At 67.6% G+C, this 25,701-nt stretch carries 27 protein-coding genes; 14 read left to right on the plus strand and 13 right to left on the minus strand.

The genetic code is table 11. From position 1 onward, the window contains the following. Window positions 1-47 precede the first annotated feature (47 nt). From IFT55_RS10230 to IFT55_RS10255, 6 genes are all read left to right on the plus strand, one after another. Window positions 48-1,562 (plus strand): tetratricopeptide repeat protein, encoded by a 1,515-nt coding sequence (locus IFT55_RS10230; RefSeq protein WP_192091709.1) that lies wholly within the window; start codon window positions 48-50, stop codon window positions 1,560-1,562. 4 nt (window positions 1,563-1,566) lie between these two features. Beyond that, a complete protein-coding gene (locus IFT55_RS10235) occupies window positions 1,567-2,388 on the plus strand; it encodes a 4-(cytidine 5'-diphospho)-2-C-methyl-D-erythritol kinase (protein WP_192091711.1) in 822 nt (273 codons plus the stop codon). Window positions 2,389-2,591: 203 nt separating this feature from the next. Further along, window positions 2,592-4,313 (plus strand): dihydroxy-acid dehydratase, encoded by a 1,722-nt coding sequence (gene ilvD, locus IFT55_RS10240; RefSeq protein ID WP_192091713.1) that lies wholly within the window; start codon window positions 2,592-2,594, stop codon window positions 4,311-4,313. 7 nt (window positions 4,314-4,320) lie between these two features. Next, window positions 4,321-4,710 (plus strand): hypothetical protein, encoded by a 390-nt coding sequence (locus IFT55_RS10245; RefSeq protein ID WP_249403756.1) that lies wholly within the window; start codon window positions 4,321-4,323, stop codon window positions 4,708-4,710. Further along, the gene (locus IFT55_RS10250; RefSeq protein WP_192091714.1) at window positions 4,707-6,074 is read left to right on the plus strand and encodes an NAD(P)H-hydrate epimerase; all 1,368 of its coding nucleotides are present in this window, start codon (window positions 4,707-4,709) and stop codon (window positions 6,072-6,074) included. The genes IFT55_RS10245 and IFT55_RS10250 overlap by 4 nt, the downstream gene beginning before the upstream one ends. Beyond that, window positions 6,065-7,267: a class I SAM-dependent RNA methyltransferase gene (locus tag IFT55_RS10255; protein ID WP_192091716.1), complete on the plus strand. Its 1,203-nt coding sequence runs from the start codon at window positions 6,065-6,067 to the stop codon at window positions 7,265-7,267. The genes IFT55_RS10250 and IFT55_RS10255 overlap by 10 nt, the downstream gene beginning before the upstream one ends. On the opposite strand, the gene truA is transcribed toward IFT55_RS10255, so the two are convergent. Together truA and fmt are read right to left on the minus strand one after the other, a co-directional pair. Next, window positions 7,268-8,023 (minus strand): tRNA pseudouridine(38-40) synthase TruA, encoded by a 756-nt coding sequence (gene truA / locus IFT55_RS10260; protein ID WP_192091717.1) that lies wholly within the window; start codon window positions 8,021-8,023, stop codon window positions 7,268-7,270. Beyond that, on the minus strand, window positions 8,020-8,925 hold the full coding sequence (gene fmt, locus IFT55_RS10265; protein WP_192091719.1) for a methionyl-tRNA formyltransferase: 906 nt from the start codon (window positions 8,923-8,925) through the stop codon (window positions 8,020-8,022). Before fmt ends, truA begins: the two co-directional genes overlap by 4 nt. Window positions 8,926-8,980: 55 nt before the next feature. Here fmt and recR point away from each other — a divergent pair, with 55 nt between their 5' ends. The 3 genes from recR (at window position 8,981) to IFT55_RS10280 (ending at window position 11,648) form a co-directional block, all read left to right on the plus strand. Then, window positions 8,981-9,577 carry a recombination mediator RecR gene (gene recR / locus IFT55_RS10270; RefSeq protein WP_192092086.1) on the plus strand — a complete coding sequence of 199 codons (597 nt, stop codon included), beginning with the start codon at window positions 8,981-8,983 and terminating at the stop codon, window positions 9,575-9,577. A gap of 31 nt (window positions 9,578-9,608) precedes the next feature. Beyond that, window positions 9,609-10,133, plus strand: coding sequence for a peptide deformylase (gene def / locus IFT55_RS10275; RefSeq protein WP_192091721.1), 525 nt, complete (start codon window positions 9,609-9,611; stop codon window positions 10,131-10,133). Window positions 10,134-10,223: 90 nt separating this feature from the next. Next, window positions 10,224-11,648, plus strand: a complete 1,425-nt coding sequence (locus IFT55_RS10280) for a DNA recombination protein RmuC (protein WP_192091722.1) — start codon at window positions 10,224-10,226, stop codon at window positions 11,646-11,648. A gap of 83 nt (window positions 11,649-11,731) precedes the next feature. On the opposite strand, the gene IFT55_RS10285 is transcribed toward IFT55_RS10280, so the two are convergent. The 8 genes from IFT55_RS10285 to IFT55_RS10320 form a co-directional block, all read right to left on the minus strand. Further along, window positions 11,732-12,652 (minus strand): arginase family protein, encoded by a 921-nt coding sequence (locus tag IFT55_RS10285; RefSeq protein WP_192091723.1) that lies wholly within the window; start codon window positions 12,650-12,652, stop codon window positions 11,732-11,734. 31 nt (window positions 12,653-12,683) lie between these two features. Further along, window positions 12,684-13,481, minus strand: coding sequence for a TrmH family RNA methyltransferase (locus IFT55_RS10290; protein ID WP_192091724.1), 798 nt, complete (start codon window positions 13,479-13,481; stop codon window positions 12,684-12,686). Window positions 13,482-13,490: 9 nt separating this feature from the next. Continuing rightward, window positions 13,491-13,712: a hypothetical protein gene (locus IFT55_RS10295; RefSeq protein WP_192091725.1), complete on the minus strand. Its 222-nt coding sequence runs from the start codon at window positions 13,710-13,712 to the stop codon at window positions 13,491-13,493. A gap of 64 nt (window positions 13,713-13,776) precedes the next feature. After that, window positions 13,777-15,030 carry an N-succinylarginine dihydrolase gene (locus IFT55_RS10300; RefSeq protein ID WP_192091726.1) on the minus strand — a complete coding sequence of 418 codons (1,254 nt, stop codon included), beginning with the start codon at window positions 15,028-15,030 and terminating at the stop codon, window positions 13,777-13,779. Window position 15,031: 1 nt separating this feature from the next. Beyond that, window positions 15,032-16,042, minus strand: a complete 1,011-nt coding sequence (locus IFT55_RS10305) for an arginine N-succinyltransferase (protein ID WP_192091727.1) — start codon at window positions 16,040-16,042, stop codon at window positions 15,032-15,034. Then, the gene (locus tag IFT55_RS10310) at window positions 16,039-17,247 is read right to left on the minus strand and encodes a hydrolase (RefSeq protein WP_192091728.1); all 1,209 of its coding nucleotides are present in this window, start codon (window positions 17,245-17,247) and stop codon (window positions 16,039-16,041) included. Before IFT55_RS10310 ends, IFT55_RS10305 begins: the two co-directional genes overlap by 4 nt. A 27-nt stretch (window positions 17,248-17,274) precedes the next feature. Further along, window positions 17,275-18,168, minus strand: a complete 894-nt coding sequence (locus tag IFT55_RS10315) for a DUF481 domain-containing protein (protein WP_192091730.1) — start codon at window positions 18,166-18,168, stop codon at window positions 17,275-17,277. 64 nt (window positions 18,169-18,232) lie between these two features. After that, window positions 18,233-18,712: an RNA pyrophosphohydrolase gene (locus IFT55_RS10320; protein ID WP_192091732.1), complete on the minus strand. Its 480-nt coding sequence runs from the start codon at window positions 18,710-18,712 to the stop codon at window positions 18,233-18,235. Window positions 18,713-18,794: 82 nt separating this feature from the next. On the opposite strand from IFT55_RS10320, the gene IFT55_RS10325 reads away from it, so the two are divergent. After that, on the plus strand, window positions 18,795-19,700 hold the full coding sequence (locus IFT55_RS10325) for a histone deacetylase (RefSeq protein ID WP_192092088.1): 906 nt from the start codon (window positions 18,795-18,797) through the stop codon (window positions 19,698-19,700). Window positions 19,701-19,709: 9 nt separating this feature from the next. After that, a complete protein-coding gene (locus tag IFT55_RS10330) occupies window positions 19,710-21,074 on the plus strand; it encodes a cryptochrome/photolyase family protein (RefSeq protein ID WP_192091734.1) in 1,365 nt (454 codons plus the stop codon). 33 nt (window positions 21,075-21,107) lie between these two features. Here the strand turns inward: IFT55_RS10330 and IFT55_RS10335 are convergent, their stop codons facing one another. Further along, window positions 21,108-21,593 carry a hypothetical protein gene (locus IFT55_RS10335; RefSeq protein ID WP_192091736.1) on the minus strand — a complete coding sequence of 162 codons (486 nt, stop codon included), beginning with the start codon at window positions 21,591-21,593 and terminating at the stop codon, window positions 21,108-21,110. Then, on the minus strand, window positions 21,590-21,949 hold the full coding sequence (hisI, locus tag IFT55_RS10340; RefSeq protein WP_192091738.1) for a phosphoribosyl-AMP cyclohydrolase: 360 nt from the start codon (window positions 21,947-21,949) through the stop codon (window positions 21,590-21,592). The genes IFT55_RS10335 and hisI overlap by 4 nt, the downstream gene beginning before the upstream one ends. Before the next feature lie 113 nt (window positions 21,950-22,062). On the opposite strand from hisI, the gene purF reads away from it, so the two are divergent. The 3 genes from purF (at window position 22,063) to IFT55_RS10355 (ending at window position 24,729) form a co-directional block, all read left to right on the plus strand. Then, the gene (purF, locus tag IFT55_RS10345) at window positions 22,063-23,520 is read left to right on the plus strand and encodes an amidophosphoribosyltransferase (protein ID WP_192091740.1); all 1,458 of its coding nucleotides are present in this window, start codon (window positions 22,063-22,065) and stop codon (window positions 23,518-23,520) included. Between the two features lie 4 nt (window positions 23,521-23,524). Then, window positions 23,525-24,232: an SDR family NAD(P)-dependent oxidoreductase gene (locus IFT55_RS10350; RefSeq protein WP_192091742.1), complete on the plus strand. Its 708-nt coding sequence runs from the start codon at window positions 23,525-23,527 to the stop codon at window positions 24,230-24,232. Between the two features lie 116 nt (window positions 24,233-24,348). After that, the gene (locus IFT55_RS10355; RefSeq protein WP_192091744.1) at window positions 24,349-24,729 is read left to right on the plus strand and encodes a hypothetical protein; all 381 of its coding nucleotides are present in this window, start codon (window positions 24,349-24,351) and stop codon (window positions 24,727-24,729) included. Window positions 24,730-24,927: 198 nt separating this feature from the next. Here the strand turns inward: IFT55_RS10355 and IFT55_RS10360 are convergent, their stop codons facing one another. Beyond that, window positions 24,928-25,620: a prolyl hydroxylase family protein gene (locus IFT55_RS10360; protein WP_192091746.1), complete on the minus strand. Its 693-nt coding sequence runs from the start codon at window positions 25,618-25,620 to the stop codon at window positions 24,928-24,930. Window positions 25,621-25,701: the final 81 nt, after the last annotated feature.

The following is a 25,701-nucleotide window of genomic DNA, read 5'->3' on the forward strand; positions in this document are numbered from 1 at the left end:
TCGTAGCGGCGACCCTTGCCGGACCGGCGTCGGCGGCGGACACGCCGTTGACGGCGTATGTCCAGGCACGCGCGGCGGATGCCGACGGTGCGGTCGACGCGGCGGCACGCGGCTATGCGGAGGCGCTTGCGGCGCGTCCCGACGATGCGGTGATCGCCATCCGCGCCCTGCGCGAAGGGTTGGCAAGCGGCGACCTGACGCTGGCAAGGCGCGCGGGCGACGTGTTGCGCGCGGCCGACGTGTCGCCACCCGATATCGAACTGCTCGCCTTTGCCGACGCGCTGGTCGCGAAGGACGTTGCGGGACAGCAGGCAGCGCTGGAACGGTTGAAGGACACGCCGATCGCGTTTCTGGGGCCGATGATGGCGGCGTGGACCGACCGCGCGGCGGTCGCGACAGAACCGGGCGCGGGCGGGGCGATCGCGCGGCGCTATGCCGCCGAAAACCGCGTGCTGTTGCTGCTGGCGGACCGCAAGACGCCGGAAGGGATCGCGGCGCTGCGCACGCTGCTGGACATCAATGGCGGCAATCTGGATCTTCGGATGAACGCGGCGCAGTTGCTGGCGCGTGGTGGCGACCGTCGTACGGCGCGCGCCGTGCTGGCGGGCGACGATCCGGTATTGATGCGCGCGGCGGCGACGCTGGGGCGTGGACGAACCGGCGATGCGCGGTTCGGGGTATCGCGCCTGTTCGCCCGGATGGCGGCGGACCTGTCGGCGGACGGGACCGAGCCGCTGGCGATCCTGTTGACGCGCGCCGCGCTGGTGCTCGACCCCACTTATGCACGGGCACGCCTCGCACTGGCCGATGCACTGGCGCGCGACGGCGCGACGGCGGCGGCGTTGACCGCGCTGGCGGCGATTCCGGCACGCGACCCGTTTGCGCCGGGTGCCGCGGCGTTGCGCGTCACGGTGCTGCACCGTGCGGGCGACCTCGTACAGGCGACCGCATTGGCGCGCAGCCGGGCCGATGCGCGCGATGCCGACAGCGGCGCGATCGCTGATTATGCCGGGCTGCTGGTCGATTCGGGACGCGATGCGGACGCCGCCGCCGCCTATGGCCGGGCGATCGACCGGGCGGGGCCGGCAGCGAGTTGGGTACTTCATTTGCAACATGGCGGTGCGCTGGACCGCGCGGGGCAGTGGGATGCCGCGTTGCCCGAGTTGCGGCGGGCGGTCGAACTGGCCCCCGATCAGCCGGCGGCGCTCAACTATCTCGGCTATGCGCAGGTCGAACGCGGGCTGAACCTGACCGAGGCGACGGCATTGATCGAACGGGCGCACAAGCTGGCACCCGACGACGCGTCGATCGTTGATTCGCTGGGCTGGGCACGGTTCCGTCAGGGCGATCTGGCAGGCGCGCTCAAGCTGGTCGAACGGGCGGCACGTGCCGAGCCGGACGATCCCGAAATCAACGAGCATCTGGGCGACATCTATTGGCAGGCCGGACGTCGGTTCGAGGCCCGCTATGCATGGCGCGCGGCGGCCAACGCGGCGACCGGCACGGCGGCAACGCGGATCGCGACGAAACTCGCGACCGGTCCCGCGTCGCCACAGGGTTGATCCGATGATCGTCGAACGCGCTCCCGCCAAGCTGAACCTTGCGCTGCATGTCCGTGCGCGACGGGACGACGGCTATCACGAACTGGAAACGCTGTTCGCGTTCGTACGCGACGGCGATACGGTGACGCTGGCCGATGCGGCGGTCGATGCCTTCGCGATCACCGGGCCGTTCGCGACGAAGCTGTCGGGGGAGGGGGACAATCTGGTCACCCGCGCCCGTGACGCGTTTCGCGCGGCGTTCGGCGGCGGGCCGTGTGCGATCACGCTCGACAAGCATCTGCCGGTCGCGTCCGGGATCGGCGGTGGATCGGCCGATGCCGCCGCGACGCTGCGGGCGCTGGCGCGGCGGCACGGGGTGGCGACCGACGATCCGGCACTGATGGCGGTGGCGGACCGGCTGGGATCGGACGTGCCGGCGTGCCTTGCCGGGGTCACGTTGATCGGGCGCGGGCGTGGTGAGCGGCTGACGCCGGTCGCCGGGCTGACGATGCCGGTGCTGCTGGTCAATCCCGGCGTGGCGGTATCGACGGCGCAGGTCTTTGCCGGTTGGGACCGGATCGATCGCGGACCGTTGCCCGACGGCGATGCGATGACGATCGTGCGGACCGGTCGCAACGATCTCGAACCGCCGGCCCGCGCGCTGGCACCGGCGATCGATGCGGTGCTGGAATTGCTCGGCGCGCAGTCCGGTGTTCGAGTGGCGCGTATGTCCGGGTCGGGTGCCACGTGCTTCGCGCTGTTTGACCATGCGGCGGACCGCACGGCGGCGGCTAAGGTCGTGGCGGCGCGGAACGGATGGTGGAGTCTCGAAACGGCACTGGCGTGACACCGGTTTGCGTCATCGCGGGACATTGGTCACCGGCGTCCTCTGGAGAACGGGGTTGGCACGTGACTTGCTGACTATCCCGTGCGGATCACACGCCGGGAGCGGAACGTCCGTGGACGGCCCTTGCCAAGGGCCGTCCCCCCAACCGGGCATGGCGCAATGGTCTTGCGCTGCAACGGCGTTTCGCGACATAGGCTGTCGCCATGACCCATCAGTTCGATAAAGCGCGGCTGCCCAGCCGCCATGTCTCCGTCGGCCCCGAACGTGCGCCGCATCGCAGCTATTATTACGCGATGGGCATTGCCGAAGAGGATATCGCCCGGCCGTTCGTCGGCCTCGCGTCCGCCGGCAACGACAGCGCCCCGTGCAACACGATGCTGGATTTCCAGGCCGATGCCGCCCGCGCCGGCGTGATCGAGGGCGGCGGGATGCCGCGTCGGTTCAACACGATCACCGTGACCGATGGCATCGCCATGGGACATCAGGGGATGAAGGCGTCGCTGGTCAGCCGCGAAGTCATCGCCGATTCGGTCGAACTGTCCGTGCGCGGCCATTGCTATGACGCGCTGGTCGCCTTTGCCGGGTGCGACAAGTCGCTGCCGGGCATGATGATGGCGATGCTGCGGCTGAACGTGCCGTCGATCTTCGTCTATGGCGGGTCGATCCTGCCCGGCCGATTCGAGGATCGCGACGTGACCGTCGTGGATGTGTTCGAGGCGGTGGGCCGCTATGCCGCCGGCACCTGTCCGTTGCACGACCTGACCGCGCTGGAAAAGGTCGCATGCCCCGGCCATGGCGCGTGCGGCGGGCAATTCACCGCCAACACCATGGCATGCGTCGGTGAGGCGATCGGGCTGTCGCTGCCCAATTCGAACATGGCGCCCGCGCCCTATCGCAGCCGCGAGGAAATTGCGGTCGCAGCGGGACGGCAGGTGATGGAGCTGGTGGCGCGGAACCTGCGTCCGCGCGATATCGCGACGCGCGCCGCCTTCATCAACGCTGCGCGTGTGGTGGCGGCGACCGGCGGATCGACCAACGCCGCGCTGCACCTGCCGTCGATGGCGAACGAAGCCGGCATCGATTTCGACCTGTTCGACGTAGCCGAGGCTTTCAAATCAACGCCTTACGTCGCGGACCTCAAGCCCGGCGGCAAATATGTCGCGAAGGACATGTACGAGGCCGGTGGCGTGTACATGCTGATGAAGACGATGCTGGACAACGACCTGCTCGACGGCAATTGCATGACCGTGACCGGCCGGACGCTGGGCGAGAACATCGCCGAGGTGACGTGGAACCCGGACCAGAAGGTCATCTATGACGTGAAGACGCCGTTGTCGCCGACCGGCGGCGTGGTCGGTCTGCGCGGGACGCTGGCCCCCGATGGCGCGATCGTGAAGGTTGCGGGGATGAAGCGGCTGCAGTTCACCGGCACCGCGCGCGTCTTCGATTGCGAGGAGGAGGCTTTTGCCGCTGTCGAGGCGCGTACGATCACCGAAGGTACCGTGCTGGTCATCCGCTACGAGGGGCCGAAGGGCGGGCCGGGCATGCGCGAGATGCTGTCGACCACCGCCGCATTGTACGGGCTGGGACTGGGCGAGAGCGTGGCGCTCATCACCGACGGGCGTTTTTCGGGCGGCACCCGAGGATTCTGTATCGGTCATGTCGGTCCCGAAGCGGCGGAAGGCGGTCCGATCGCACTGGTCGAGAATGGCGACATCATCACGATCGACGCCGAAGCGGGGACGATCGACCTCGACGTACCGGCGGACGTGCTGGCCGAGCGTCGCGCCCGGTGGCAGCCGCGTACCAATGATTACCAGTCGGGCGCGCTGTGGCGATATGCAAAGACGGTCGGGCCGGCGTATCAGGGTGCAGTGACGCACCCGGGTGCGAAGATGGAACGCCATGTTTACGCGGATATCTGACACAGCGATGAAGCGGGACGACCGGTCGGCGGTGTCGATCGGGACGAACGGCATGGGAATGGCGGCGGCGTTGCTGGCAGGATGCGGCCCCGCCGCCGCCCCGCCCGCAGACGTGGCGGACGGCGTACGGATCGCGTGTGCGATCGGTGAGCAGGCGTTGGCGCCGACGTGCAGCGTCGATCAGGCGGTGACCCCGGCGGGCACGGTACTGACGGTGCGCCAGCCGGAAGGTGGCTTCCACCGGCTGCTGATTGCGACCGACGGACGCGGCGTGATCGCGGCGGACGGCGCGGAGGCGGCCAAGGTGACGATCGTCGGACAGGACGGGGTCGAGGTCGCGATCGGCGATGCGCGCTATCGCCTGCCCGCGACGGTCGGCCCCGTCGCGCGACCATGAACCGTCTGCCCCCCGGCGCCCTGATCGTCGGAGCCGCGACGATGCGCTCCGCCGAGGAGGCGGCGTTTGCCGGTGGCGCATCACAGGACGAACTGATGGAACGCGCCGGTCGCGCGGTGGCGCAGGAGGTGGTTCGCTTCGCGGCTGGTCGTCGGGTGCTGGTGCTTGCAGGTCCGGGCAACAATGGCGGCGATGCCTTTGTAACAGCACGATATTGCCGCGAACATGGGCTGGACGTGACAGTCGCGGCGTCAGGCGCGTCGAAGGATGGCGCGGCTGCGCGGATGCGCACCCGTTGGACGGGGCCGACGGTAACACTGACGGAAGCGGCGGCGCATCCCGTCGTGGTCGACGGACTGTTCGGCATCGGCCTGACCCGGCCGATCGATCCGGTGATCGTCGAACCGCTGGTCCGACTGACGACCGATGCGTTCGTGATCGCGATCGACGTGCCGAGCGGCTGCGAAGCGGACGGCGGGTTCGCCGGTCCGTTCCGCGCTGACGCGACCGTTGCGCTGGGGGCGTTGAAGCCCGCTCATGTCGTGGGTGAGACGGCAGGGCAGTGCGGGATTGTCCTTCTCGCCGATCTCGGCATTCCTATTATGGCGGAAGCGACCGTCCTTGCCCGACCGCGCATCGATCCGCCTGCACGCGATGCGCACAAATATCGGCGTGGTCTGGTAATGGTGATCGCGGGCGAGATGCCCGGTGCGTCCCGTCTGGCGGCACGGGCTACGCTGGCGGGTGGCGCGGGCTATGTCGTGCTGGCGGGAGGAACGGGCGGGCCGGATGCGCTGGTCCACCGTTCGATCGACGACGCGCTGGCCGACGATCGTTCGGCGGTACTCCTTATCGGGCCCGGGCTGGGCCGTGGCGAGCGCGCACGGCAGTCGATCAAGGCGGCAATGGCGACGAAGGCGACGCTGGTGCTTGACGGCGACGCGCTTTCCACGCTGGGGACGGACGGCGTATCGCGCATCGCACGGCGGGATGCGCCGACGATCCTAACTCCGCACGAAGGTGAATTTTCCCGCATGTTTCCAGGTGGCGACGGCAACAAGATCGACTGTACCCGCATCGCCGCCCGCACCGCGCGCGCGACGATCGTACATAAGGGGCCGGACACGGTCATCGCCGATGCGCAGGGGCGCGTGGTGGTGGGCGAAGCGACCTCGTGGCTGTCGACGGCAGGAACCGGCGACGTGCTGGCCGGGCTGATCGCGGCACGGGTGGTCCCCGGCGGCGACGCGGCGGCGGCGGAGGGAGTGTGGTTGCACGGGCGTGCGGCACGGCTGACGGGACCGGCGTTCGTCGCCGACGACCTGATCGGGAAACTGGGCGAGGCGATCGCGGAATGTCGCTGATCTCCGACACGATCGTTCGCGTCGCGGCGCGGGGCGACGGCATCACCGGCGACGGTCGCCATGCCGCGCTGACGGCACCCGGCGATCGGCTGTTGCCCGATGGCAGCATCGAACACGGCCCGCATCACCAACAGCCCCCGTGCCACCATTTCCCGACCTGCGGCGGATGCCAGCTACAGCATCTCGATTTGGTCAGCGAAACGGCGTTCGTCGGCGAACGCGTGGCGGGCGCAATGGCGGGGCAAGGGCTGGACGCGCCGATGCGCCCGCCGATCCTGTCCGCCCCGCGCACTCGCCGTCGTGCCACGCTGCATGCCGAACGGCGCGGGCGGCAGGTGTCGCTGGGGTTCACGGAATCGGGATCGCATCGGATCGTCGACATGACGGAATGTCATGTCCTGCGTCCCGAATTGTTCGCGGTTGTCGGGCCGTTGCGGACGATGCTTGCCACCGCGCTGAAGGATCGTGCGCGCGCCGATGTGCATCTGACTTGGGTCGATCAGGGCGTCGACGTGCTGATCGTGGGGCCGATCGCCGACGGATTGGCATCGGCGGAGGCGGTGACGGGGTTCGCCAAGCATAACGGGCTGGCGCGACTGTCGGTCGATGACGGCATCGGCCCCGAAACGCGGTGGGAACCCGATCCGGTCACGGTGACCATGGGCGGCATCGCGGTCGGTTTCCCGCCCGCGGGGTTTCTGCAGGCGACGGGCGATGGGGAAGCCACGCTGGTCGCGGCAGTCGACGAAGCGACGGCCGGTGCCGCGATCGTCGCCGACCTGTTCGCCGGTCTGGGCACCTTCACGCTCACCCGCCCGTCGCGCAGCCGGACCTATGCGGGAGAGGCAGGGCGTGAGGCGATCATGGCGCTGAAACTCGCCGCCGCGCGCGCGGGTCGCCAGGTCGCGGCGGACCATCGCGACCTGTTCCGCCGGCCGCTAACCCCGGCTGAGATCGACCGGTTCGACGCCGTCATCCTCGACCCGCCGCGTGCAGGTGCGCGGGAGCAGGCGGCGGCACTGGCACAGGCCAATGTGCCGATCATCGCCTATGTTTCGTGCAATCCCAGCAGCTTCGCACGCGATGCGAAGATGCTATGCGAACATGGCTACCGGATCGATTGGGTCCAGCCGGTCGGGCAGTTCCGATGGTCAACGCATGTCGAGCTGGTCGCGCGGTTGTCGCGCGGATAGTCAGGCGGACGCTTCTGCCGGATAGTCCGCACCGACGAAGAACAGCCCGTCGGGCGGCGCATTCAGCCCCAGCCTTGCCCGGTCGCGCGCCGCCAGCGCGTCGGACAGCGTGTCGGCGGTCCACTGCCCGCGACCGACCATCGCCAGACATCCGACCATCGATCGGACCTGATGATGCAGGAACGAACGCGCGGCGGCATGGACCGCAATCCGGTCGCCGTCCCCCAGTACGTTGAGCCGGTCGAGCGTGCGCACCGGACTGTCGGCCTGACAATGTGCCGACCGGAAGGTCGTGAAATCATGCCGCCCGACCAGCCGCTGCGCCGCGTCCGCCATCGCCGGAACGTCGAGCGGCTGCGGAATGCGCCACGCCAGTCCACGTTCGTGGGTCAGCGGGGCACGGCGTAGCACGATGCGATACTCGTAGCGTCGTTGGATGCAGGAAAATCGCGCATGCCAGTCGGGCGCGACCTCGACGCAATCGAGGATCGCGACCGGATCGGGCCGTAATCGCGCATTCAACGCTTCCATTAGTCGGAACGGCGCGATCGGACGCGTAACATCGCAATGCGCCCGCATCGCGGTGGCATGGACCCCCGCATCGGTACGACCGGCGGCATGCACCGCAATGTCTTCGCGCGTGATCTCGCGCAGCGCGCGTTCGATCGATGCCTGTACGCTGGGACCATGCGACTGACGCTGCCATCCCATGAACGGGCGACCGTCGAATTCGACCGTCAGCGCGAACCGCGTCATGACAGGATCGAGCCCGCCGCGATCGGGAAGCCGTTGAGCAGGTCGCCCGGTGCCATCGCACCGCGTCCCGCGCGCTGGACCATTGTCGGGCGGATCGCACCGTCGGCGCAGGCGATCGTCAGCCGATCGTCCAGCACCTCGCCCGGCAGGCCACCGGCATCGATCCGGTCGGCGGCCAATATGCGGACCCGCTCACCCGCCAGTTCGAAGAACGCGCCGGGGGCGGGGTTGAACGCGCGCACCTGTCGCTCGACATCGACCGCTTCGGCATCGAAGCGCAGGCGCGCCTCGGCCTTGTCGATCTTGGGCGCGTGGGTGACGCCCTCTGCGGCCTGCGCGACCGGGGGATAGCGATCGGGATCGGCTAGCACCTCCACCATCAACCGCGCGCCCATCGCCGACAGTTCGGCGGCAAGCTGGCCCGCCGTCTTGGCCGCGATTGGCGTCCGCCCTTCCAGCCGCACCGGGCCGGTGTCCATGCCCGCCGCCATCTGCATGATGCCGACGCCGGTTTCCGTGTCGCCGGCAAGGATCGCCCGCTGGATCGGGGCCGCCCCGCGCCAGCGCGGCAACAACGATCCGTGGACGTTCAGGCAACCAAGCATCGGCGCGTCCAGCACCGTGCGCGGCAGCAGCAGGCCATAGGCGGCGACGACCGCGACATCCGCCGCCAGCGCGGCGAAATCCGCCTGAACCTCGGGATCGCGCAACGACACCGGCGTCCGCACCTCGATCCCCAAACCTTCGGCCGTCCGGTGGACGGGGGAGGGGGTCAGCGCCTTGCCACGGCCGGCACGGCGGGGCGGCTGGCTGTACGCCGCGACGACCGTGTGACCGGCATCGACCAGCGCCTGCAAGACTGGCACCGCGAAGTCGGGAGTTCCCATGAAGATGATCCGCATGATCGCTTCTCGACACCGTGGCATCGCGCCGCGCAACCCCCTATCTATCGTCGTGATGGCATCCCCCGAAATCGACGCGCTGACCCAGGCGCTTTCCCGCCTGCCCGGACTGGGACCGCGATCCGCACGGCGGGCGGTGCTGCATCTGGTCAAGAAGCGGGAAACCGCGCTCGATCCGCTGCTGATCGCGCTCGACCGGGTCGCGCGGACGTTGACGACCTGCGGCGTGTGCGGGAACGTCGATACGACCGATCCCTGCGCGGTATGCACCGATCCGCGCCGCGACGACCGGTCGCTGTGCGTGGTCGAGGAAGTTGCCGATCTGTGGGCGCTCGACCGGTCGCGGCTGTTTCCGGGACGGTTCCATGTGCTGGGCGGACGGCTGTCCGCGCTGGAAGGCGTGCGGCCGGAGGATCTGGCGATCGAATCGCTGATCACGCGCGTCGCGAAGGGCGGGATCGACGAGGTCGTGCTGGCGATGAACGCGACGCTGGAGGGACAGACGACCGCGCACTATATCGCGGAGCGGATCGAGAAGTTTCCGGTGCGGCTGACGCAGCTGGCGCATGGGCTGCCGGTCGGCGGAGAGCTGGACTATCTCGACGAAGGGACGCTGGCGCAGGCGTTGCGCGCGCGTCGTCCGGTCGCTTGACCGGGTAAAATATGCTACCTAGCTAGACGCCATGGCCATTCTTCCGATCATCGAGATCCCCGATCCGCGTCTCCGCCTCGTGTCCGAACCCGTTGCCGGGGTGGACGACGACGTTCGCCAACTGATCGACGACATGTTCGAGACGATGTACGACGCCCCCGGTATCGGCCTTGCCGCGATCCAGGTCGCGGTGCCCAAACGGGTACTGGTCATCGACCTTCAGGAGCAGGAGGACGAGGAAGGCAAGCCGGTCAAGGCACCGCGCGCGTTCGTAAATCCCGAGATCCTTGAAACGTCCGACGAATATTCGGTCTATCAGGAAGGGTGCCTGTCGATTCCCGAGCAATATGCCGATGTGGAGCGCCCCGCGCGCTGCCGCGTGGCGTGGATCGATCGCGACGGGGAACGTCACGACGAATGGCTCGACGGGTTGATGGCGACGTGCCTGCAACACGAGATGGACCATCTGAACGGCGTGCTGTTCATCGATCACCTGTCGCGGCTGAAACGCGACATGGTCATCAAGAAGCTGAACAAGGCGCGCAAGGCCGCCTGAGCGCGACGCTGCGGTGAACCGACGCGCTGCCGCCTTGCCGGGGCGCGAGCGCGGGGCTAGGTTCCGGGTCCGTTCCCCCCGGAGTATCGCATGGACCCGATCGTCATCCTCGTCGTCGTCGCGGTATTGCTCGCCGGCCTAGCGCTCGGCTGGTATGCCGCCAGTCGCCAGAGCGCGGCGCTGCGCGAGGATCGCGACCGGCGCGAAGCCGACTTTAAACAGGCGATCGCCGATCTGGCGCTGGCGAGCGAGCGGGCGAAGGAATTGCCGGCGGTGCGGGCGGAACTGGCCGAGATACGCGCGGACCGCGACGCCGTGCTGCTCGATCATGCCGCGCTGAAGGCCAATGCCGCAGCGTTCGAGGAACGGCTGGCCGAATTCAAGGGCGCGCGCGACGTGATGACGGCGCAGTTTCGCGAAACGGCGCAGGTGATGCTCGACGGCGCGCAGCAGGCGTTCCTGCAACGCGCCAACGAACGCTTCGCCCAGGCGGGCGACACCAACGAAATGAAGCTGAAGGCGCTGCTCGCACCGGTCGAGATGACGCTGAAGCGTTATGAAACCAGCCTGACCAAGGTCGAGGGCGAGCGGCAGGAAGCCTATGGCACGTTGAAGGGCCTGATGGACGCCATGCGTATCGGGCAGGAATCGGTGCGCGGGGAAGCGGCCAAGCTGGTCAACGCGCTGCGTTCCGCGCCCAAGGCGCGCGGGCGGTGGGGCGAACAGCAGTTGCGCAACGTACTGGAAACCTGCGGCCTTGCCGAACACACCGATTTCCGGATGGAGGTATCGGTCGATCACGGCGAAGGGCGGCTGCGCCCCGATGCGATCGTCAAGGTGCCCGGCGGCAAGAGCCTCGTCATCGATGCCAAGGTCTCGCTCAACGCCTATCAGGACGCGCACGGCGCGGTCGACGAGGGCGAACGCGCGACGTTCATGACCGCGCATGTCGCATCGATGAAGAACCATGTGAACGCGCTGGGGGCCAAAAGCTATCAGTCGCAGTTCGAGGATACGCCCGATTATGTCGTGATGTTCGTGCCGGGCGAGCATTTCCTGTCGGCCGCGCTGGAGCATGCGCCCGACCTTTGGGACTATGCCTTCGACCGGCGGGTGCTGATCGCGACCCCGACCAACCTGATCGCCATCGCCCGGACGGTGGCGGCGGTGTGGCGTCAGGAAAAGCTGGCCGGGGAGGCGCGACAGATCGGCCAGCTGGGGCGCGAGTTGCATGCGCGGCTGGCGAAGATGGGCGATCATGTCGCGAAGCTCGGCAAGAACCTCGAAGGCGCGAACACCGCTTACAACGCGTTCGTCGGCAGTCTGGAATCGCAGGTCATGACGTCGGCCAAGCGGTTCGAGGCGCTGAACGTCGATACCGGCGGCAAATCGATCGATCCGTTGCCGATCGTCGAACAATCGCCCCGGCCGTTGACCAAGCTGGCAGTGGCGATCGCGGCGGCGGAGGAATCGGAGGCGAACGCAGCGGTAGCGGCGGAAGCCGTGGCGGAGTAGGACTCCGCCCACGCGTCACCCCGGCGCAGGCCGGGGTCGCTTACGGTGGAGCGCACCGCTGAACGGGAGCGGTCCCCCGGCGCTCACCCCTCGCCCAGTATCAGTCCCATCGTCACTGCCGTGATCCGAGCCGCCATCGTTGCGCACAGCCGGTGCGGATCGTCGCGTGCGGGGACATATTCCGCCAGCACCAGCCCGGCGATCGTGCCGCGTTCGGCAAGGCCGCGCAGTAGCAGCACGACTTCCTCGTACCGCATCCCACCGGGGGTGGGCATTGCCACCGCCGGGAACGCCGCCGGGTCGATGCCGTCGCAGTCGATCGATATCAGATAGCGTCCGCCCGCCGGCACCTGTGCGATGGCGGCGTCGATCCCATGCCGCAACAGGTCATAGCCGGTGACGATCCGGCTGCCCCAATCGTGCGCGTCGGCGATCTGCCATGCGCCACCGCTGCCAAGGCCACGGATGCCGACCTGTATCATGCCCGTGACATGCGGCATTTCCGCCAGTCGCCGCATCGGCGAGCCATAGCCCAGCGGTTCGTCGCGGATCACGTCGCCCCAATCGACATGCGCGTCGATCTGGACGATGGTCAGCGGACCGGCATCGGCAAAGCCTGCCGCGACCGGGATCGGCACCGAATCGTCCCCGCCCAACACGATCGGAACTGCGCCGGCCGCCAGCACGGTGCGCGTCGCCGCTTCGATCCGTTCCCGGTTCCCCGGCGCGTCGTCCGGGGATGTCGCGATATCGCCGACGTCAACCACGCCGCGCGCGTCGTCGGGATCGGGAAACGGGACAAAGCCCAGATCGAAATCCAGCTGCCCCAATTGCCGCGCGAATTCGCGCGACGCGATACGGATCGCAGCGGGGGCGTCGGCCGAATGGCTCGGTTCGGCGGGGTCATAGGGCGTCGCCTCGCTCGCGCCGAACAGGACGATGGTCGGCGATCCGAGCGAATCGAGGTCGGCGGCGGGCAGGGCGGCGAAGGTCGGGCGGGTCATCCGCCACAGAATGCTTCGCAACCGTAATGGTTCAGGAGCCGTGCTGCGCCAGCACGGTGTAGGCCATCACCGCCGTCGCCACCGCCGCGTTCAGGCTGTCGGCCTTGCCCAGCATCGGGATCTTCACCAGCAGATCGCATTCGGCCGCCATGAAATCGGGCATCCCCTGCGCCTCGTTTCCGGTCAGCAGAAACGTCGGGGCAGGGTATGTCGGGGCGCGGTAATCATGATTGGTATCGAGGCTGAGGCCGACCAGCGTACCGGCACCACTGCGCAGCCAGTCGCGGAAGGCGCTCCATTCCGCCCGCGCCACGGGCACTGTGAAGATCGCGCCCATGCTGGCACGCACTGCTTCCACGGAGAACGGGTCGACGCAATCGTCGATCAGGATCAGCCCGCCCGCACCGGTCGCATCCGCCGTGCGCAGGATGGTGCCCAGATTGCCCGGATCGCGCAACCGTTCCGCCACCAGCCACAACGACGCCGCCGACCGGTCGATCGCCGTCAGATCGGTCGCGAATTCGTCGTACACCCCGACGACGGCCCCCGGATTGTCCTTTCCCGACAGTTTCGACAGGATATCGGTCGTGGTCGAAATGGCCATGCCGCCCGCCGCTTCGGTATCGGCGATCAGCCGTTCGAGCAGCGGATGCCGTTCATGCCCCGCGAAGAACAGTTCGGCGGGCAACCGCCCGGCCTCCCGCGCTTCGGTCAGTATCCGCAATCCTTCGGCAAGGAAGCGGCCCTGTTCACGGCGATGGCGTTTTTCGCGCAGCAGGCGCGCGGCCTTCACCAGCGGGTTGGAATAGGCGGTAATCTCACGGGGCATGGGCAGCCGTTAGCGTGCCGCCCGCTCCGCGTCGATCGAATCGATGATCCGCACCCCGGCCATGAACACCGCGATCGGGCAGATCGCGAACATCACCCAGCCCGCCGGGCCGGGATATTGTTCGACGTAGTGCACGCCGCGTTCGGCCGCGCCGACCCCAAGACCATAGATGACGAGGAACGCCTCGAACTTGGTCTTGATCGTGAACAGGCTTTTGAGACGGGTCAGCATAGGCGTCCTCTCGCAAGGAACGGACCAATGGCGGTTTTGCGCCATTGCTGCGCCGCCGCCATGGTTAGCTGTCAATTAACCCGACAAGGTCGAGCGTGTCCAGCAATGCCGCCCGAGCGCCTTCGATCCGCGCGATCAGGGTCGGATCGCCGATCGCACCGGGGGCGATCGCTTCGGGCCAGTGCGCCTCGATCACCGCCGCGATCCGGTCCAGCCGATCGGCATCGACGAGGAAGCGCGGATCGATCGTCGCGGGATCGGCGACAATGCGCAGGCGCAGACACGCGGGACCGCCGCCGTTCGCCATCGATTCGCGCACGTCGACCACCTCCAGCCGCCGGATCGGGCCGTTGCCCGCGACCAGTTCCTGTAACCATGCCCATACCGCCGGGGTCGCCCGCGCCTCGCCCGGCAGGATCAGTGCCATGCCGCCGCCGTCGGGCAGGGTGACGAGCTGCGCATTGAACAGATAGGAGGCGATGGCATCGGACAGGCTGACGCGGTCGGCGGGTACTTCGACGATCTCGACCGACGGCATCGCGGCGCGCAGATCGGCGAAGAAGCCGTCGCGGTCGTGGAACGCCTGTTCATGCGCGAACAGCACGCGTTCGTTGGCGACCGCGACCACGTCGTTGTGGAACGCACCCGCCGCGATCGCAGCATCGGACTGGCGAACGAAGAACGTGCGTGCGGCGTCGAGGCCGTGGCTGCGCGCGATGGCTTCGCTGGCGTCGCGATGCTGGCGCGCCGGAAAGGGGCCACCACCGATGCCATAGACGAAGATTTCGACGCCCGGCATGTCGTGCGTATCGCACAGCCGCATGTGATTGGCCGCGCCCTCATCGCCGAACGGGGCGGGGACGGGGCCATGCACGGTGAACGCCGGATCGGCGAAGGCGAGGCGTAGCTGCGCCAGCGTTCCCGGCCATTCGTGGCTGCGATGCGGCATCGTCACCAGATTGGCGACGGTCAGGTGACAGCGCCCATCCCCGCAATCGGCGGCGGGCGAAACGGTGGCGGCGTTGGCCGCCCACATCGCGGACGCCGACAATGCCTGCGCACGCAGATGCGCCGGTGCGTCCGCATATCGGGTGGAGAGGCTGTTCAGCCAGCGATGATCGGGTCGGGCATGCGGGAGCAGGATACCCTGATGCAGCCCCAGCGCGAGATTGGCGCGCATCTTCGCCACGCCCTGCAAGGTCGCCGCGCGCGGGTGCGATACCAGACCGGCGTTGCGGGTAGCGGCAAGGTTGCCGTGGCTGAGGCCGGCGTAATTGTGGCTGGGACCGATGATCCCGTCGAAATTGATCTCGACCATGTCAGCGCGCCACATGACAGATGGATTCGCCGATTTCGACATCCAGCGCCGCCGCCGCCGCCGCATCGATCGCGATGCCGTCGTCGCGCACCGTCACGTCGCCCAGACAGGCGCGGAACCCCGCCAGCCGCCCGGTCGACAGCAGCGACGGGGTGCCGCCTTCGGCGATCGCGACGATCGTGCCCTCGCGCCGGCCACGGATCGTCGCGATCTGGTCGGTCCGCGCAGTCATCGACGGGCCGCCGTCAAAGATGTCGACATAATTCTCGAACGCGAAGCCTTCGTTTTCCAGCATCCGCATCGCCGCGCGGCCATTGGGGTGGGGCAGGCCGATCACCGCCCGCGCGCTGTCGGGCAGCATCGCGATATAGACCGGGTGGCGCGGCATCAGATCGGCGATGAACTGGTTGCCGTGGATCGCATTGAACTGGTCCGCTTCCTGAAAGGTCATGCCGAAGAAACGGCCGGCGACCCCGTCCCAGAACGGCGATCCGCCCGCTTCGTCGATGATGCCGCGCAACTCCGCCAGCACCCGGTCGGCGAAGCGTCCGCGATGCCGCGCGATGAACAAATAGCGCGACCGGGCGAGCAGCAGACCCAGCCCACCCGCGCGCTCACCGGGGTGCAGGAACAGCCCGCCGACCTCGCTCGATCCTTCCAGATCGTTGACGAGGTTCAGGATCTCGGCGCGAAACGTGCGGCCCAGCGCTTCGCTGTGCTTGGTCAGGGTCGCCATGCGATAGGAATAGAAGGGCCAGCGCTGCCCGACCTTGGTAAAGATCTGCGACGTGCCGCGCACCTCGCCGGTCGCGGTGTTTTCCAGCACCAGGATGAACGCCTCGTCCCGCGGCGTATCCGCGTCGTGGCTGAAGGCAAGCTCGCTGCGTTCCAGCCGGGTGGCCAGCGCGCCGCGATCGGGCGGCAGGTTGGTGAAACCGCCCCCGGTCAGCTTGGCCATTTCATACAGATATTTGACGTCGCTTTCGCGCGCCGCACGGATTCGGAACGTCACAAGCCCCCCCGTTGCGCGATCCTTGCGATCGCCAGTGCCGACAGGCTCGCGCGTTCGGCAAGGCTGTCGACGATCATATATTCCTGATCCGAATGGATCGCGCCGCCCCGCACGCCCATCGTATCGATGACTGGCACGCCGCAGGCGGCGATGTTGTTGCCGTCGCACACCCCGCCGGTATCGCGCCATCCGATCGTCAGGCCAAGGTCGGCACCGCTGGCCCGCACCAGTTCGAACAGCCGTGCCGCGCCCGCATCGATCGGCTTGGGCGGACGATTGAAGCTGCCATGCACCGCGATGCGGACGTCGTGCTGCGCCGCGACCATCGCCACCGCCGCGTCGATATGCGCGCGGGCGCGTTCGATCTCGTCGGCACCGTGCGGGCGGAAATTGACGCGCAGCACCGCATGGTCGGGCACGACATTGTTGGGGCCGCCCCCTTCGATCTTCGCCGGATTGACCGCCAGCCGGGGGCCGCGCACCGCCGCCAGCCGCACCGCGATATCGGCGGCGGCGACGATCGCGTTGCGGCCTTCCTCCGGGTTGCGCCCGGCATGCGCGCTGCGGCCGGTCACGACGATCGAGAAATTGCCGGTGCCGCCGCGCGCGCCCGCCAGCGTGCCGTCGGGCAGTGCGGGTTCATAGGTGAAGGCGGCGACCTTTCCCGCCGCATGCCGTTCGATCAGCGCGGCGGAGGCGAACGATCCGGTTTCCTCGTCGGAATTGAGCACCACGTCATATCCGAACCGTGTGGCATCCGGTCCCGCCTCGACCGCCGACAGCGCGGCGAGCATTACCGACAGCCCGCCCTTCATGTCGGCCGCGCCGGGGCCGTTCAGCGCGCCGTCGTCGCGCCAGGTCGCGTGCTGGAACGGATGATCGACCGGGTACACCGTGTCCATATGGCCGGTGAACAGCATCCGCACCGGCGCGTCGGGCCGGACGCGCAGCAGCAGGTGGCGGCCATGATCGATCGCACGCACCACGCCGTCGGCGCCGACCTGTTCGACCGGCACCGGATTGATCAGCGCGATCTCGCCCGGCAGGACCGCGAACGCATCCGCCAGCAGCCCGGCCATCGTCGCCAGCCCGGACAGGTTGCGCGTCCCGCTGTTCACCGCGACCCAGCGTTCGACCTGCGCCAGCATCGCGGTCTGGTCGATATGGGCGATCAGGGCGTGTTCGGCGGGCGTCAGTGGCTGCATAGCCCGGTGTAGCGCCGCCGCGCCCGATCAGAAAGCGTATACGAGCGAGGCGCGACCGGTGGTGTCGGTATTGACCCGGCCGACCGGCGGCAGGCTTTCATACTGGATGTTGTACGAGAACCGCGCGGACAGCGGCCCCAGCAGCTTGGCGTCGACCGCGCTCAGGCTGGTCACCGTGCTGTTCGCCGCCTGGACATAGGCGGACGTATCCTGCCGGAACGTCAGCGCCGGGGTCAGTTTCCAGTCGAAATCGACCGATCCGCGTGCCGCGAGATTGCGTTCGGTATTGCCGCCGGTGAAGGCGGTATGCCGGAACGCCGGCCCCAGTTCGAGTTCGAGCGTCACCGGCCCGCGTGCGATCGCGGTATAGCCCGCGCCCGCCGACGCGGAATAGCGGTTGGTGTAGCCGAAGAACCGGTCCGATTCATACTGCGCCGCGCCATAGGCGTAGAGCCGGTCGTCGACCTTGTAGTTCGGTTCGAACGCCGCGAGATAATGTTCGCGGCTGCTGACGCCCTCGTTTTCCTGATAGTCCGCCTGAAGCTTCAGCTTGTGACGCCAGCGATAGCCCTCGCGTGACAGGTCGAGCACGCCGGTCAGGCCCATATTGTTCGAATTGCCGCTGTTGATCCAGCCGCCGATCTCGGCACGCCCCTTCAACAGCGCGCCGAACGACGCGGTGCGCAACTGTCGCACCGTCTTTTCGGAGCGTTCGGACGTGTAGTGCGACGCGAGGTCCGCGATCTTCTGCGAATGTTTCGGCGCGGCGCGACGGGCATATTTGACGATCGTCGCCACGTCGGCATCGTTGCGCGACGCCATCGCCTCTTCCAGCATCGTGCGGATCTCGATCGGCAGATCCGGCTCGGGCGGGGGTTCGGCGAAGAACAGGCCAAGCGGCAGGAGGATCGGATTCGGCATGTCCGCTACCTATCACCGATCGGTACGCGGGCGCACCAACGCACCGTCCGAAATTCGGCGCGGTTCATCGGCGCAGGTGATCCGCGAAACCGGCCAGCACCGCTTCGTACAGCGACCGTTTGAACGGGACGATCATCGACGGCAGGTCGGCCGGATCGGACCAGCGCCACGCGCGGAATTCGGGTTCAGGCGTGACGATGTCGATATCTGCATCGGTGCCTTCGAACGCGAACAGGAACCAGCGCTGCCGCTGTCCGCGCCATTTCCCCTTCCAGATCCGCCCGATCATGTCGTCGGGCAGGTCGTAGAGCAGTTCGTCCGGCAGTTCGGCGACCAGCCGCACCTTGTCGGCGGCGATGCCGGTTTCCTCCCGCAATTCGCGCACGGCGGCGTCGATCGGGGCTTCGCCGGGATCGATACCACCCTGCGGCATCTGCCATGCCTCCAGCATCGAATCGAGCCGTTGCCCGACGAAGACCCGGCCTTCGCGGTTCAGCAGCATGACACCCGCGCAGGGGCGATAGGGGAGCAGGGTCTTGTCCATGCCGCTTCCTAACCCCGCCGCCGATAAAGTCGAGGCGTACGGAAGCTTTGAAGGGGCGTGCCGGCAACCTATCTGTCCCACCGTGATCCCGGTCGTCCACCATCCCGATTATGTCGCCGAGGCTCCGGCGGGCAGCCGCTATCGCTGGGGCAAGAACGGGCTGGTCCGCGACCTGCTGCGCGAACGCACCGATATCGACTGGCACGACGGCATGGCGATGCCGCGCGCGTGGATCGAGGCGGTGCACGACCCCGACTATGTCGCGGAGGTGATCGAGGTGCGGGTGCCGCCGCACAAGGAACGCCGCATCGGCTTTCCCGTGACGCCGCCGATGGCGTTGCGCGCGGTCGCGGTGCCGGGCGGCACCTATGCCGCCGCGCGCGTCGCGATGGAACGGGGTTATGCCGCGAATACCGCCGGGGGCAGTCACCATGCGCTGGCGGAAACGGGTGCGGGCTATTGCGTGTTCAACGATCTGGCGATCGCGGCGTACCGGGTGGTCGAGGAGGATGCCGGGGCGCGGGTGCTGGTGATCGACGTCGACGTGCATCAGGGCGACGGCACCGCATCGTTATTGGCGGGGCGCGAGGATCTGGCGACCTATTCGATCCATGCCGAAAAGAATTTTCCGGTGCGCAAGGCGCAGTCGACGCTGGATATCGGCCTGCCCGACGGAGTGGGCGACGACGAATATCTGACGACTCTGGCCGCGACGCTGGTGCCGCTGATCGATTCGTTCGGGCCGACGCTGCTGCTGTATCAGGCGGGGGTCGATCCGTTCGCGGGTGACCGGCTGGGGCGGCTGGCGTTGAGCGAGGCGGGACTGGTCGAGCGCGACCGGTGGATGGGCGGGCTGGCGCGGGCGCGCGGGCTGCCGATCGCCAGTGCGCTGGGCGGCGGCTATGGCGACCTGATGGAGGTATCGCACCGCCACGTCGCGTCGATCGTGGCGGTCGCGCAGGGAACCGGACTCGTGCCGCCGGCGTAACATGCCGCGATGACCGAACCCGTCCTGCTCTGGCTCCGCCAGGACCTCCGCCTGAACGATCAACCCGCGCTGGTCGCCGCCGTGGCGGAGGGTGCGGTGATCCCGGTCTATATCCTCGACGACGAAACGCCGGGCGACTGGCGGATCGGCGGGGCGCAGCGCTGGTGGCTGCATCACAGCCTTTCCGCACTCGACGCGGCGTTGCGCGACAAGGGATCGCGGCTGATCCTGCGGCGTGGGGCGGCGACCGACGTGTTGCGGACGCTGTGCACGGAAACCGGCGCGGTCGCGATCCATGCGATGCGCCATTACGAGCCATGGTGGGTGAAGGCGCAGGACGCGCTGGGCGATGCACTGACGCTGCACGACGGCAACCAGTTGCGCCCGCCCGAAAGCGTCCGCACCGGATCGGGCGGCATGTTCAAGATCTATTCCAGCTTCTGGAAGGCACTGAACCAGATGCTGCCGCCCGACGAACCGGTCGCTGCCCCCGATCGCATTCCCGCGCCCGCAAAATGGCCGAAATCCGACGACCTCGCGGACTGGGCGCTGTTGCCGGCAAAGCCCGACTGGTCGGCGGCTTTCGGCGAGACGTGGCAACCGGGCGAGGCGGCGGCGGCGCGCACCCTCGACGATTTCACCGACAACGTCGACGACTATGAAACCGGTCGCAACCTGCCCTCGATCGACGGCAGTTCCAGCCTGTCGCCCTATCTCCATCATGGCGAGATCAGCCCGCGACAGGTGTGGGCTGCGTTGGACGGGCGGGGCGACGGGCTGACGACGTTCCGCAAGGAGCTGGCGTGGCGCGACTTCACCAGCGGCGTGGTGCTGGCCATGCCCGATTATGCCGACGCCAATGGCCGTCCGCGCTACGACCGGATGCCGTGGCGGACGGGGCCGGATGCCGATGCCGATCTGAAAGCTTGGCAACGGGGGCGCACCGGCTATCCGATCGTCGACGCCGGAATGCGGCAATTGTGGCAGATCGGGTGGATGCACAACCGGGTGCGGATGATCACCGCATCGTTCCTCATCAAGCATCTGCTGATCGACTGGCGCGCGGGGGAGCGCTGGTTCTGGGACTGTCTGATCGATGCGGATTACGGGAACAACGCGGTCAATTGGCAATGGGTCGCGGGCACCGGGGTGGATTCGAACATGTTCGGGCGGATCATGGCCCCCCTGACCCAGTCGGAAAAGTTCGACGCGGGCGACTATATCCGCCGCTGGGTGCCCGAACTGGCCGGGCTGCCGGATGCCGCGATCCACGATCCCGACGCGGCGGGGTGTCGGCCGGACGCCTATCCCGCGAAACGGATCGGCCACCGCGAGGCGCGCGAACGCGCGCTGGCAGCGGCAAAGGGGGTCTGAGCGAGCCGTCGCGCGCCGCGACTCAGGGTAGGATCACCCGCACAGCGGCTTGCCCCGAGGATCGCGCAGTGCCTCCGCTTCGGACACGCTGTCGCTCAACCGTTCCATCGCGATGCCGGCCAGCGATGCGCGTCGGGTACACAGCATCTCGCACGCCGCCGGGACGGTGCCGGCAAAGCGCAGGTGATCGCCGTCGAACGCCGCATCGAACGCGCAGCCCCGGCCGAAATCGATGCGCAGCCGTTCGCCGGTCTGCGTAACGCCGCCACGTCCGGTGCAGCCGATGCCGTTGCCATAGTCGATGAACGTGCCGATCCGCGTCGCGCCGCCGCGCTCGATCACGCACAGCCGGTCGCCTTCGCGCGCATACAGACCGGTCAGCGTCCGTGCCGCCGGATCGCGGATCACGCCGCGTTCGATCGCGGCATCCTCCAGCCCCGTGCCGGGCGGGGCGGGGGCCGGTTCGGGCGAACAGCCGGCCAGCAGCAGCGCCGGCACAAGCGCCGCCCATGCCTTCATTCGGCGGGCACCAGCGAATCGCCGTCGATCCGGCGGAAGAAACAGGTCCGCGCGCCGGTGTGACAGGCGGGGCCAGCCGGTTCCACGCGCAGCCACACGGCATCCTGATCGCAATCGATCCGCGCCTCCACGACGCGCAGCACGTTGCCCGACGTCTCACCCTTCTTCCACAGGCGGGCGCGACTCCGCGACCAGAAGGTCGCTTCGCCGGTTTCGATCGTCAGCCGCAGCGCGTCGGCATTCATATGCGCGACCATCAGCGGTTCCAGCGTCGCGGCGTCGACCGCGATCGCGGTCAGCAGGCCATCGGCATCATATTTCGGGTTCAGCGTCAGGCCGGTATCGCGTGGGGTCATCGCGAACCCCTATCGCGCAAACCGGTTCCGCCGCAATCGACGAACGGAGGGCGACAAATGTGAATCGCGTCCCTATATGGCGGTCGTGTGACACACGAACCCCCGAAGGGCCGATGCTGACCACCCATCCATTCGACGACGACAAGCTGCGCGAAGAGTGCGGCATTTTCGGTGTATCCGGCGCGGACGGCGCGGCGGCGCTGGTGGCCCTCGGCCTCCATGCGTTGCAGCATCGCGGGCAGGAGGCGGCGGGCATCTGCAGCTGGGATGGGGCGATGTTCCATACCCAGCGGGCGCAGGGCCATGTCGCAGGCAATTTCGACCGGCCGGAGATCATCGAATCGCTGCCGGGCGCAACCGCCTGTGGCCATGTCCGCTATTCGACCACCGGTGAAACGTCGAACCGCAACATCCAGCCGCTCTATGCCGAACTGGCGTCGGGCGGTTTCGCGATCGCGCACAACGGCAATCTTTCCAACGCCATGCGGCTGCGGAAGGATCTGGTGCGCACCGGATCGATCTTTCAGTCGACCAGCGACACCGAAGTCATCATCCATCTGGTGGCGACGTCCAACTACCGGACGCTGCTCGACCGGTTCATCGATGCGCTGAAACAGGTCGAGGGCGCGTACTCGCTGATCTGCATGACGCCCGAAGGGATGATCGTGTGCCGCGATCCGCTGGGCATCCGTCCACTGGTGATGGGCAAGCTGGGCGAAACCTATGTCTTCGCGTCGGAAACCGTCGGTCTCGACGTCGTCGGCGCGCAATTCGTGCGCGAAGTCGATCCGGGCGAACTGGTGATCGTCAAGAACGGCGAACTGCGCTCGATCCGTCCGTTCGCGCCGCTGTCGCCGCGTCCGTGCATCTTTGAATGGGTCTATTTCTCGCGTCCCGACTCGATCTCCGAAGACCGCTCGATCTATTCGGTGCGCAAGGCGATCGGCGCGGAACTGGCGGGCGAGAACCCGGTCGATGCCGATCTGGTCATTCCCGTGCCCGATTCGGGCGTGCCGGCGGCGATCGGCTATGCGCAGGCGTCGGGTATCCCGTTCGAACTCGGCATCATCCGTTCGCACTATGTCGGACGGACCTTCATCCAGCCGGGCGACAAGGTCCGCCATCTGGGCGTCAAGTTGAAGCACAATGCCAATCGCAAGCTGATCGAGGGGCGCAAGATCGTCCTGATCGACGACTCGATCGTGCGCGGCACCACCAGCCTGAAGATCGTGCAGATGATGCGCGATGCCGGCGCGGCCGAAGTGCATATGCGCATCGCCAGCCCGCCGACGCGGCATAGCTGCTTCTACGGCGTCGATACGCCCGAACGGGCCAAGCTGCTGGCGGCCAAGCTCGATCTGAGCGGGATGACCGAATATATCCAGGCCGACAGCCTGTCGTTCGTGTCGATCGACGGTCTGTACCGTGCGCTGGGCGAAGCCAATCGTGCGTCGGTTCGCCCGAAATATTGCGACGCCTGCTTCACCGGCGATTATCCTACGCCGCTGACCGATCAGGACGAAACCTGTTCGGTGGACCAGTTGGCGATGCTCGAAGAACGGGTCGGCTGAACCGATGGGTGAACGACTGGCGGGACAGCTGGCACTCGTGACGGGTGCCAGCCGCGGGATCGGGGCGGCGACGGCGATCGCGCTAGCGGCGGAGGGCGCGCACGTCGTGCTGACCGCGCGCACCACTGGCGGGCTCGAGGAGGTCGAGGACGCGATCTATGCCGCCGGGGGATCGGCGACGATCGCACCGATGGACTTCGCGGATCGCGACGGCATTCCCCGGCTGGTGGCCGCCATTGCCGAACGCTGGCGCGCGCTCGACATGCTGGTGCTCAACGCCGGGGTGCTCGGCACGCTGGGACCGGTGCCGTCGTTCGATTTCAAGGAATTCGAACGGGTGATGGCGGTCAATGTCGTTGCCCCGGCGGCGACGATCGCGGCTTTTTCGCCGATGCTGCGGCTGGCGCGGGCCGGGCGCGTGGTCGGCGTCACCTCTTCGGTCGGTGCGGTCCCGCGCGCCTATTGGGGCATGTACGGCGCGTCGAAGGCGGCGTTCGACAATATCATCGCCAGCTATGGCGCGGAAATGGCCAACATCTCCCCCGTCCGTACCGCAATCGTCGATCCGGGCGCGACGCGGACCAAGATGCGCGCGCGTGCCTATCCCGGTGAGAATCCCGACAGCGTCAAGCCGCCCGAACGCGTCGCCGATGCGATCGTCAAGCTGCTGGCCGATGGATTCGACACCGGCACGCGCATCCGCGTCGACTGACGAAGGTTCCGAACACCAACGAAAACATATAGTTGGCCGGCGACGGGGCCGCGCCCGGACTGGCTCGTTGACCCGCCGCTGCCATGGTGCAGCGACCGTTCGAGGAGCTTGTATCGATGGCCGTCAAATTCGCCGGAACGATGAACGCGATCAATCGCGGACTGGACGAAACCAAGCCCGCCAAGGGCGCCGACATGATCGAGGATTGGGAAGCGGCGCTGGCCGATACCGACGTCTCGGGCGCCAAGGGCATTCTGCGCGACCTCGCCTCGCTCCGCAAACAGCTGGAAAAGGACGCGCCCGATACCGACCGGGTCCACGACCTGCTCCACCGGCTGGGCACGGCGACGACGAAGATCGCCGACCGCAGCGACAAGTCGCAGGACAAGCTGCGCGCGCTGGGCGAAGCACTGACCGAAGCGGGCGAAGCGACGCCCGACGAGGAAGAAGACACCGTAGCCGCCGCCGCCCCCAAGCGCGCGCGCAAGAAGGCGTAACGCCCTTCGTCACTCCCGGACGGCCAGATCAAGGTCCCGTCGTCCGGGGGCGACTTCCCCCTTTCCTACACCGCCAGGACGTGCGCAGGCTGCGCGCCAATCCGTCGCATGGCCACTTTCGGCCGGTCTTTGGCAAGGAAGCAGGGGCGCATTTCCTACAGCGTCACGAGTGTGACTTTCGTGACCTTTGGACTTCAGTCACGGCTCGATCGTCGGAGTCCATGGCCGTTCGCGAAACCATTTCGTGATGATGTATTTGGTCCCTTCGACCACCGCCATGCCTTCGTGCAGCGTCGCCAGATTGGGGCTGCCATCGGCCATCATGTTGTCCCACGCGACCAGCATGCCCGGACGCGGATTGAACCGCACGCCCGCCTGCGGAAACCAAGTCGCGCCGCCCTGCTCGACATCGTTCAGATAGACCATGGCGGTCCATGTCCGCTGCCCGCCCTGCACCGCCATGCTGGCCCAATAGGGTTCGTTTTCGTTGAAATAATCATGGTGTGCGCGGAATTGCTGGCCACCCGCATAGCGCTGCCCCTGCATCGTCTCGCCATGTTCGGGCGCGATGCCCAGCGCGTGCGCGATCTTTTCGTCGATCGGTTGCAACAGCGGGTGCCAGCGGTCGAGATCGCAACTGTCCGACGTGCGGAAGTTCGGATCGTTGGTGCTGGACAACAAAGTCGATTTTCGGCGGCCGTGATCGATCGTCGCGATCAGCAGCGCGCAGTCCTCCGCCGACAGGAAGTCGGGCAGCGCGAACATGGTGACCGAGTCGGTCTTGGCGCGGCGGATGCCCGGCGTCGCAGCCAGCCGGGCGGCGACGCTGCGGCCATAGTCGGCGCGGACGGGGGAAGGGGTGCCGGGCGGCTTGCGAAGGGTGGTGGCCATGGAAAGCGTTCCATCAAATACGAACGTCGTTGTCGAGGGGTAGGGCCGTCCTTCCCGCAGGTTTCCGAACGACAAGGGCCG

This window comes from Sphingomonas sp. CFBP 13720 (genome assembly GCF_014842075.1).
GTDB lineage: Bacteria > Pseudomonadota > Alphaproteobacteria > Sphingomonadales > Sphingomonadaceae > Sphingomonas.

Excerpts from the sequence above, each read along its gene's own strand:
- IFT55_RS10280 (WP_192091722.1), top strand. The coding sequence starts at position 10,224 with ATGGACCCGATCGTCATCCTCGTCGTCGTCGCGGTATTGCTCGCCGGC.
- IFT55_RS10350 (WP_192091742.1), top strand. The coding sequence starts at position 23,525 with ATGGGTGAACGACTGGCGGGACAGCTGGCACTCGTGACGGGTGCCAGC.
- IFT55_RS10310 (WP_192091728.1), bottom strand. The coding sequence starts at position 17,247 with ATGCAGCCACTGACGCCCGCCGAACACGCCCTGATCGCCCATATCGAC.
- IFT55_RS10300 (WP_192091726.1), bottom strand. The coding sequence starts at position 15,030 with ATGGTCGAGATCAATTTCGACGGGATCATCGGTCCCAGCCACAATTAC.
- IFT55_RS10295 (WP_192091725.1), bottom strand. The coding sequence starts at position 13,712 with ATGCTGACCCGTCTCAAAAGCCTGTTCACGATCAAGACCAAGTTCGAG.
- ilvD (WP_192091713.1), top strand. The coding sequence starts at position 2,592 with ATGACCCATCAGTTCGATAAAGCGCGGCTGCCCAGCCGCCATGTCTCC.
- IFT55_RS10290 (WP_192091724.1), bottom strand. The coding sequence starts at position 13,481 with ATGCCCCGTGAGATTACCGCCTATTCCAACCCGCTGGTGAAGGCCGCG.
- recR (WP_192092086.1), top strand. The coding sequence starts at position 8,981 with ATGGCATCCCCCGAAATCGACGCGCTGACCCAGGCGCTTTCCCGCCTG.
- IFT55_RS10250 (WP_192091714.1), top strand. The coding sequence starts at position 4,707 with ATGAACCGTCTGCCCCCCGGCGCCCTGATCGTCGGAGCCGCGACGATG.
- IFT55_RS10315 (WP_192091730.1), bottom strand. The coding sequence starts at position 18,168 with ATGCCGAATCCGATCCTCCTGCCGCTTGGCCTGTTCTTCGCCGAACCC.
- IFT55_RS10330 (WP_192091734.1), top strand. The coding sequence starts at position 19,710 with ATGACCGAACCCGTCCTGCTCTGGCTCCGCCAGGACCTCCGCCTGAAC.
- IFT55_RS10320 (WP_192091732.1), bottom strand. The coding sequence starts at position 18,712 with ATGGACAAGACCCTGCTCCCCTATCGCCCCTGCGCGGGTGTCATGCTG.
- purF (WP_192091740.1), top strand. The coding sequence starts at position 22,063 with ATGCTGACCACCCATCCATTCGACGACGACAAGCTGCGCGAAGAGTGC.
- IFT55_RS10255 (WP_192091716.1), top strand. The coding sequence starts at position 6,065 with ATGTCGCTGATCTCCGACACGATCGTTCGCGTCGCGGCGCGGGGCGAC.
- hisI (WP_192091738.1), bottom strand. The coding sequence starts at position 21,949 with ATGACCCCACGCGATACCGGCCTGACGCTGAACCCGAAATATGATGCC.
- IFT55_RS10335 (WP_192091736.1), bottom strand. The coding sequence starts at position 21,593 with ATGAAGGCATGGGCGGCGCTTGTGCCGGCGCTGCTGCTGGCCGGCTGT.
- def (WP_192091721.1), top strand. The coding sequence starts at position 9,609 with ATGGCCATTCTTCCGATCATCGAGATCCCCGATCCGCGTCTCCGCCTC.
- truA (WP_192091717.1), bottom strand. The coding sequence starts at position 8,023 with ATGACGCGGTTCGCGCTGACGGTCGAATTCGACGGTCGCCCGTTCATG.
- fmt (WP_192091719.1), bottom strand. The coding sequence starts at position 8,925 with ATGCGGATCATCTTCATGGGAACTCCCGACTTCGCGGTGCCAGTCTTG.
- IFT55_RS10285 (WP_192091723.1), bottom strand. The coding sequence starts at position 12,652 with ATGACCCGCCCGACCTTCGCCGCCCTGCCCGCCGCCGACCTCGATTCG.
- IFT55_RS10355 (WP_192091744.1), top strand. The coding sequence starts at position 24,349 with ATGGCCGTCAAATTCGCCGGAACGATGAACGCGATCAATCGCGGACTG.
- IFT55_RS10245 (WP_249403756.1), top strand. The coding sequence starts at position 4,321 with ATGAAGCGGGACGACCGGTCGGCGGTGTCGATCGGGACGAACGGCATG.
- IFT55_RS10360 (WP_192091746.1), bottom strand. The coding sequence starts at position 25,620 with ATGGCCACCACCCTTCGCAAGCCGCCCGGCACCCCTTCCCCCGTCCGC.
- IFT55_RS10235 (WP_192091711.1), top strand. The coding sequence starts at position 1,567 with ATGATCGTCGAACGCGCTCCCGCCAAGCTGAACCTTGCGCTGCATGTC.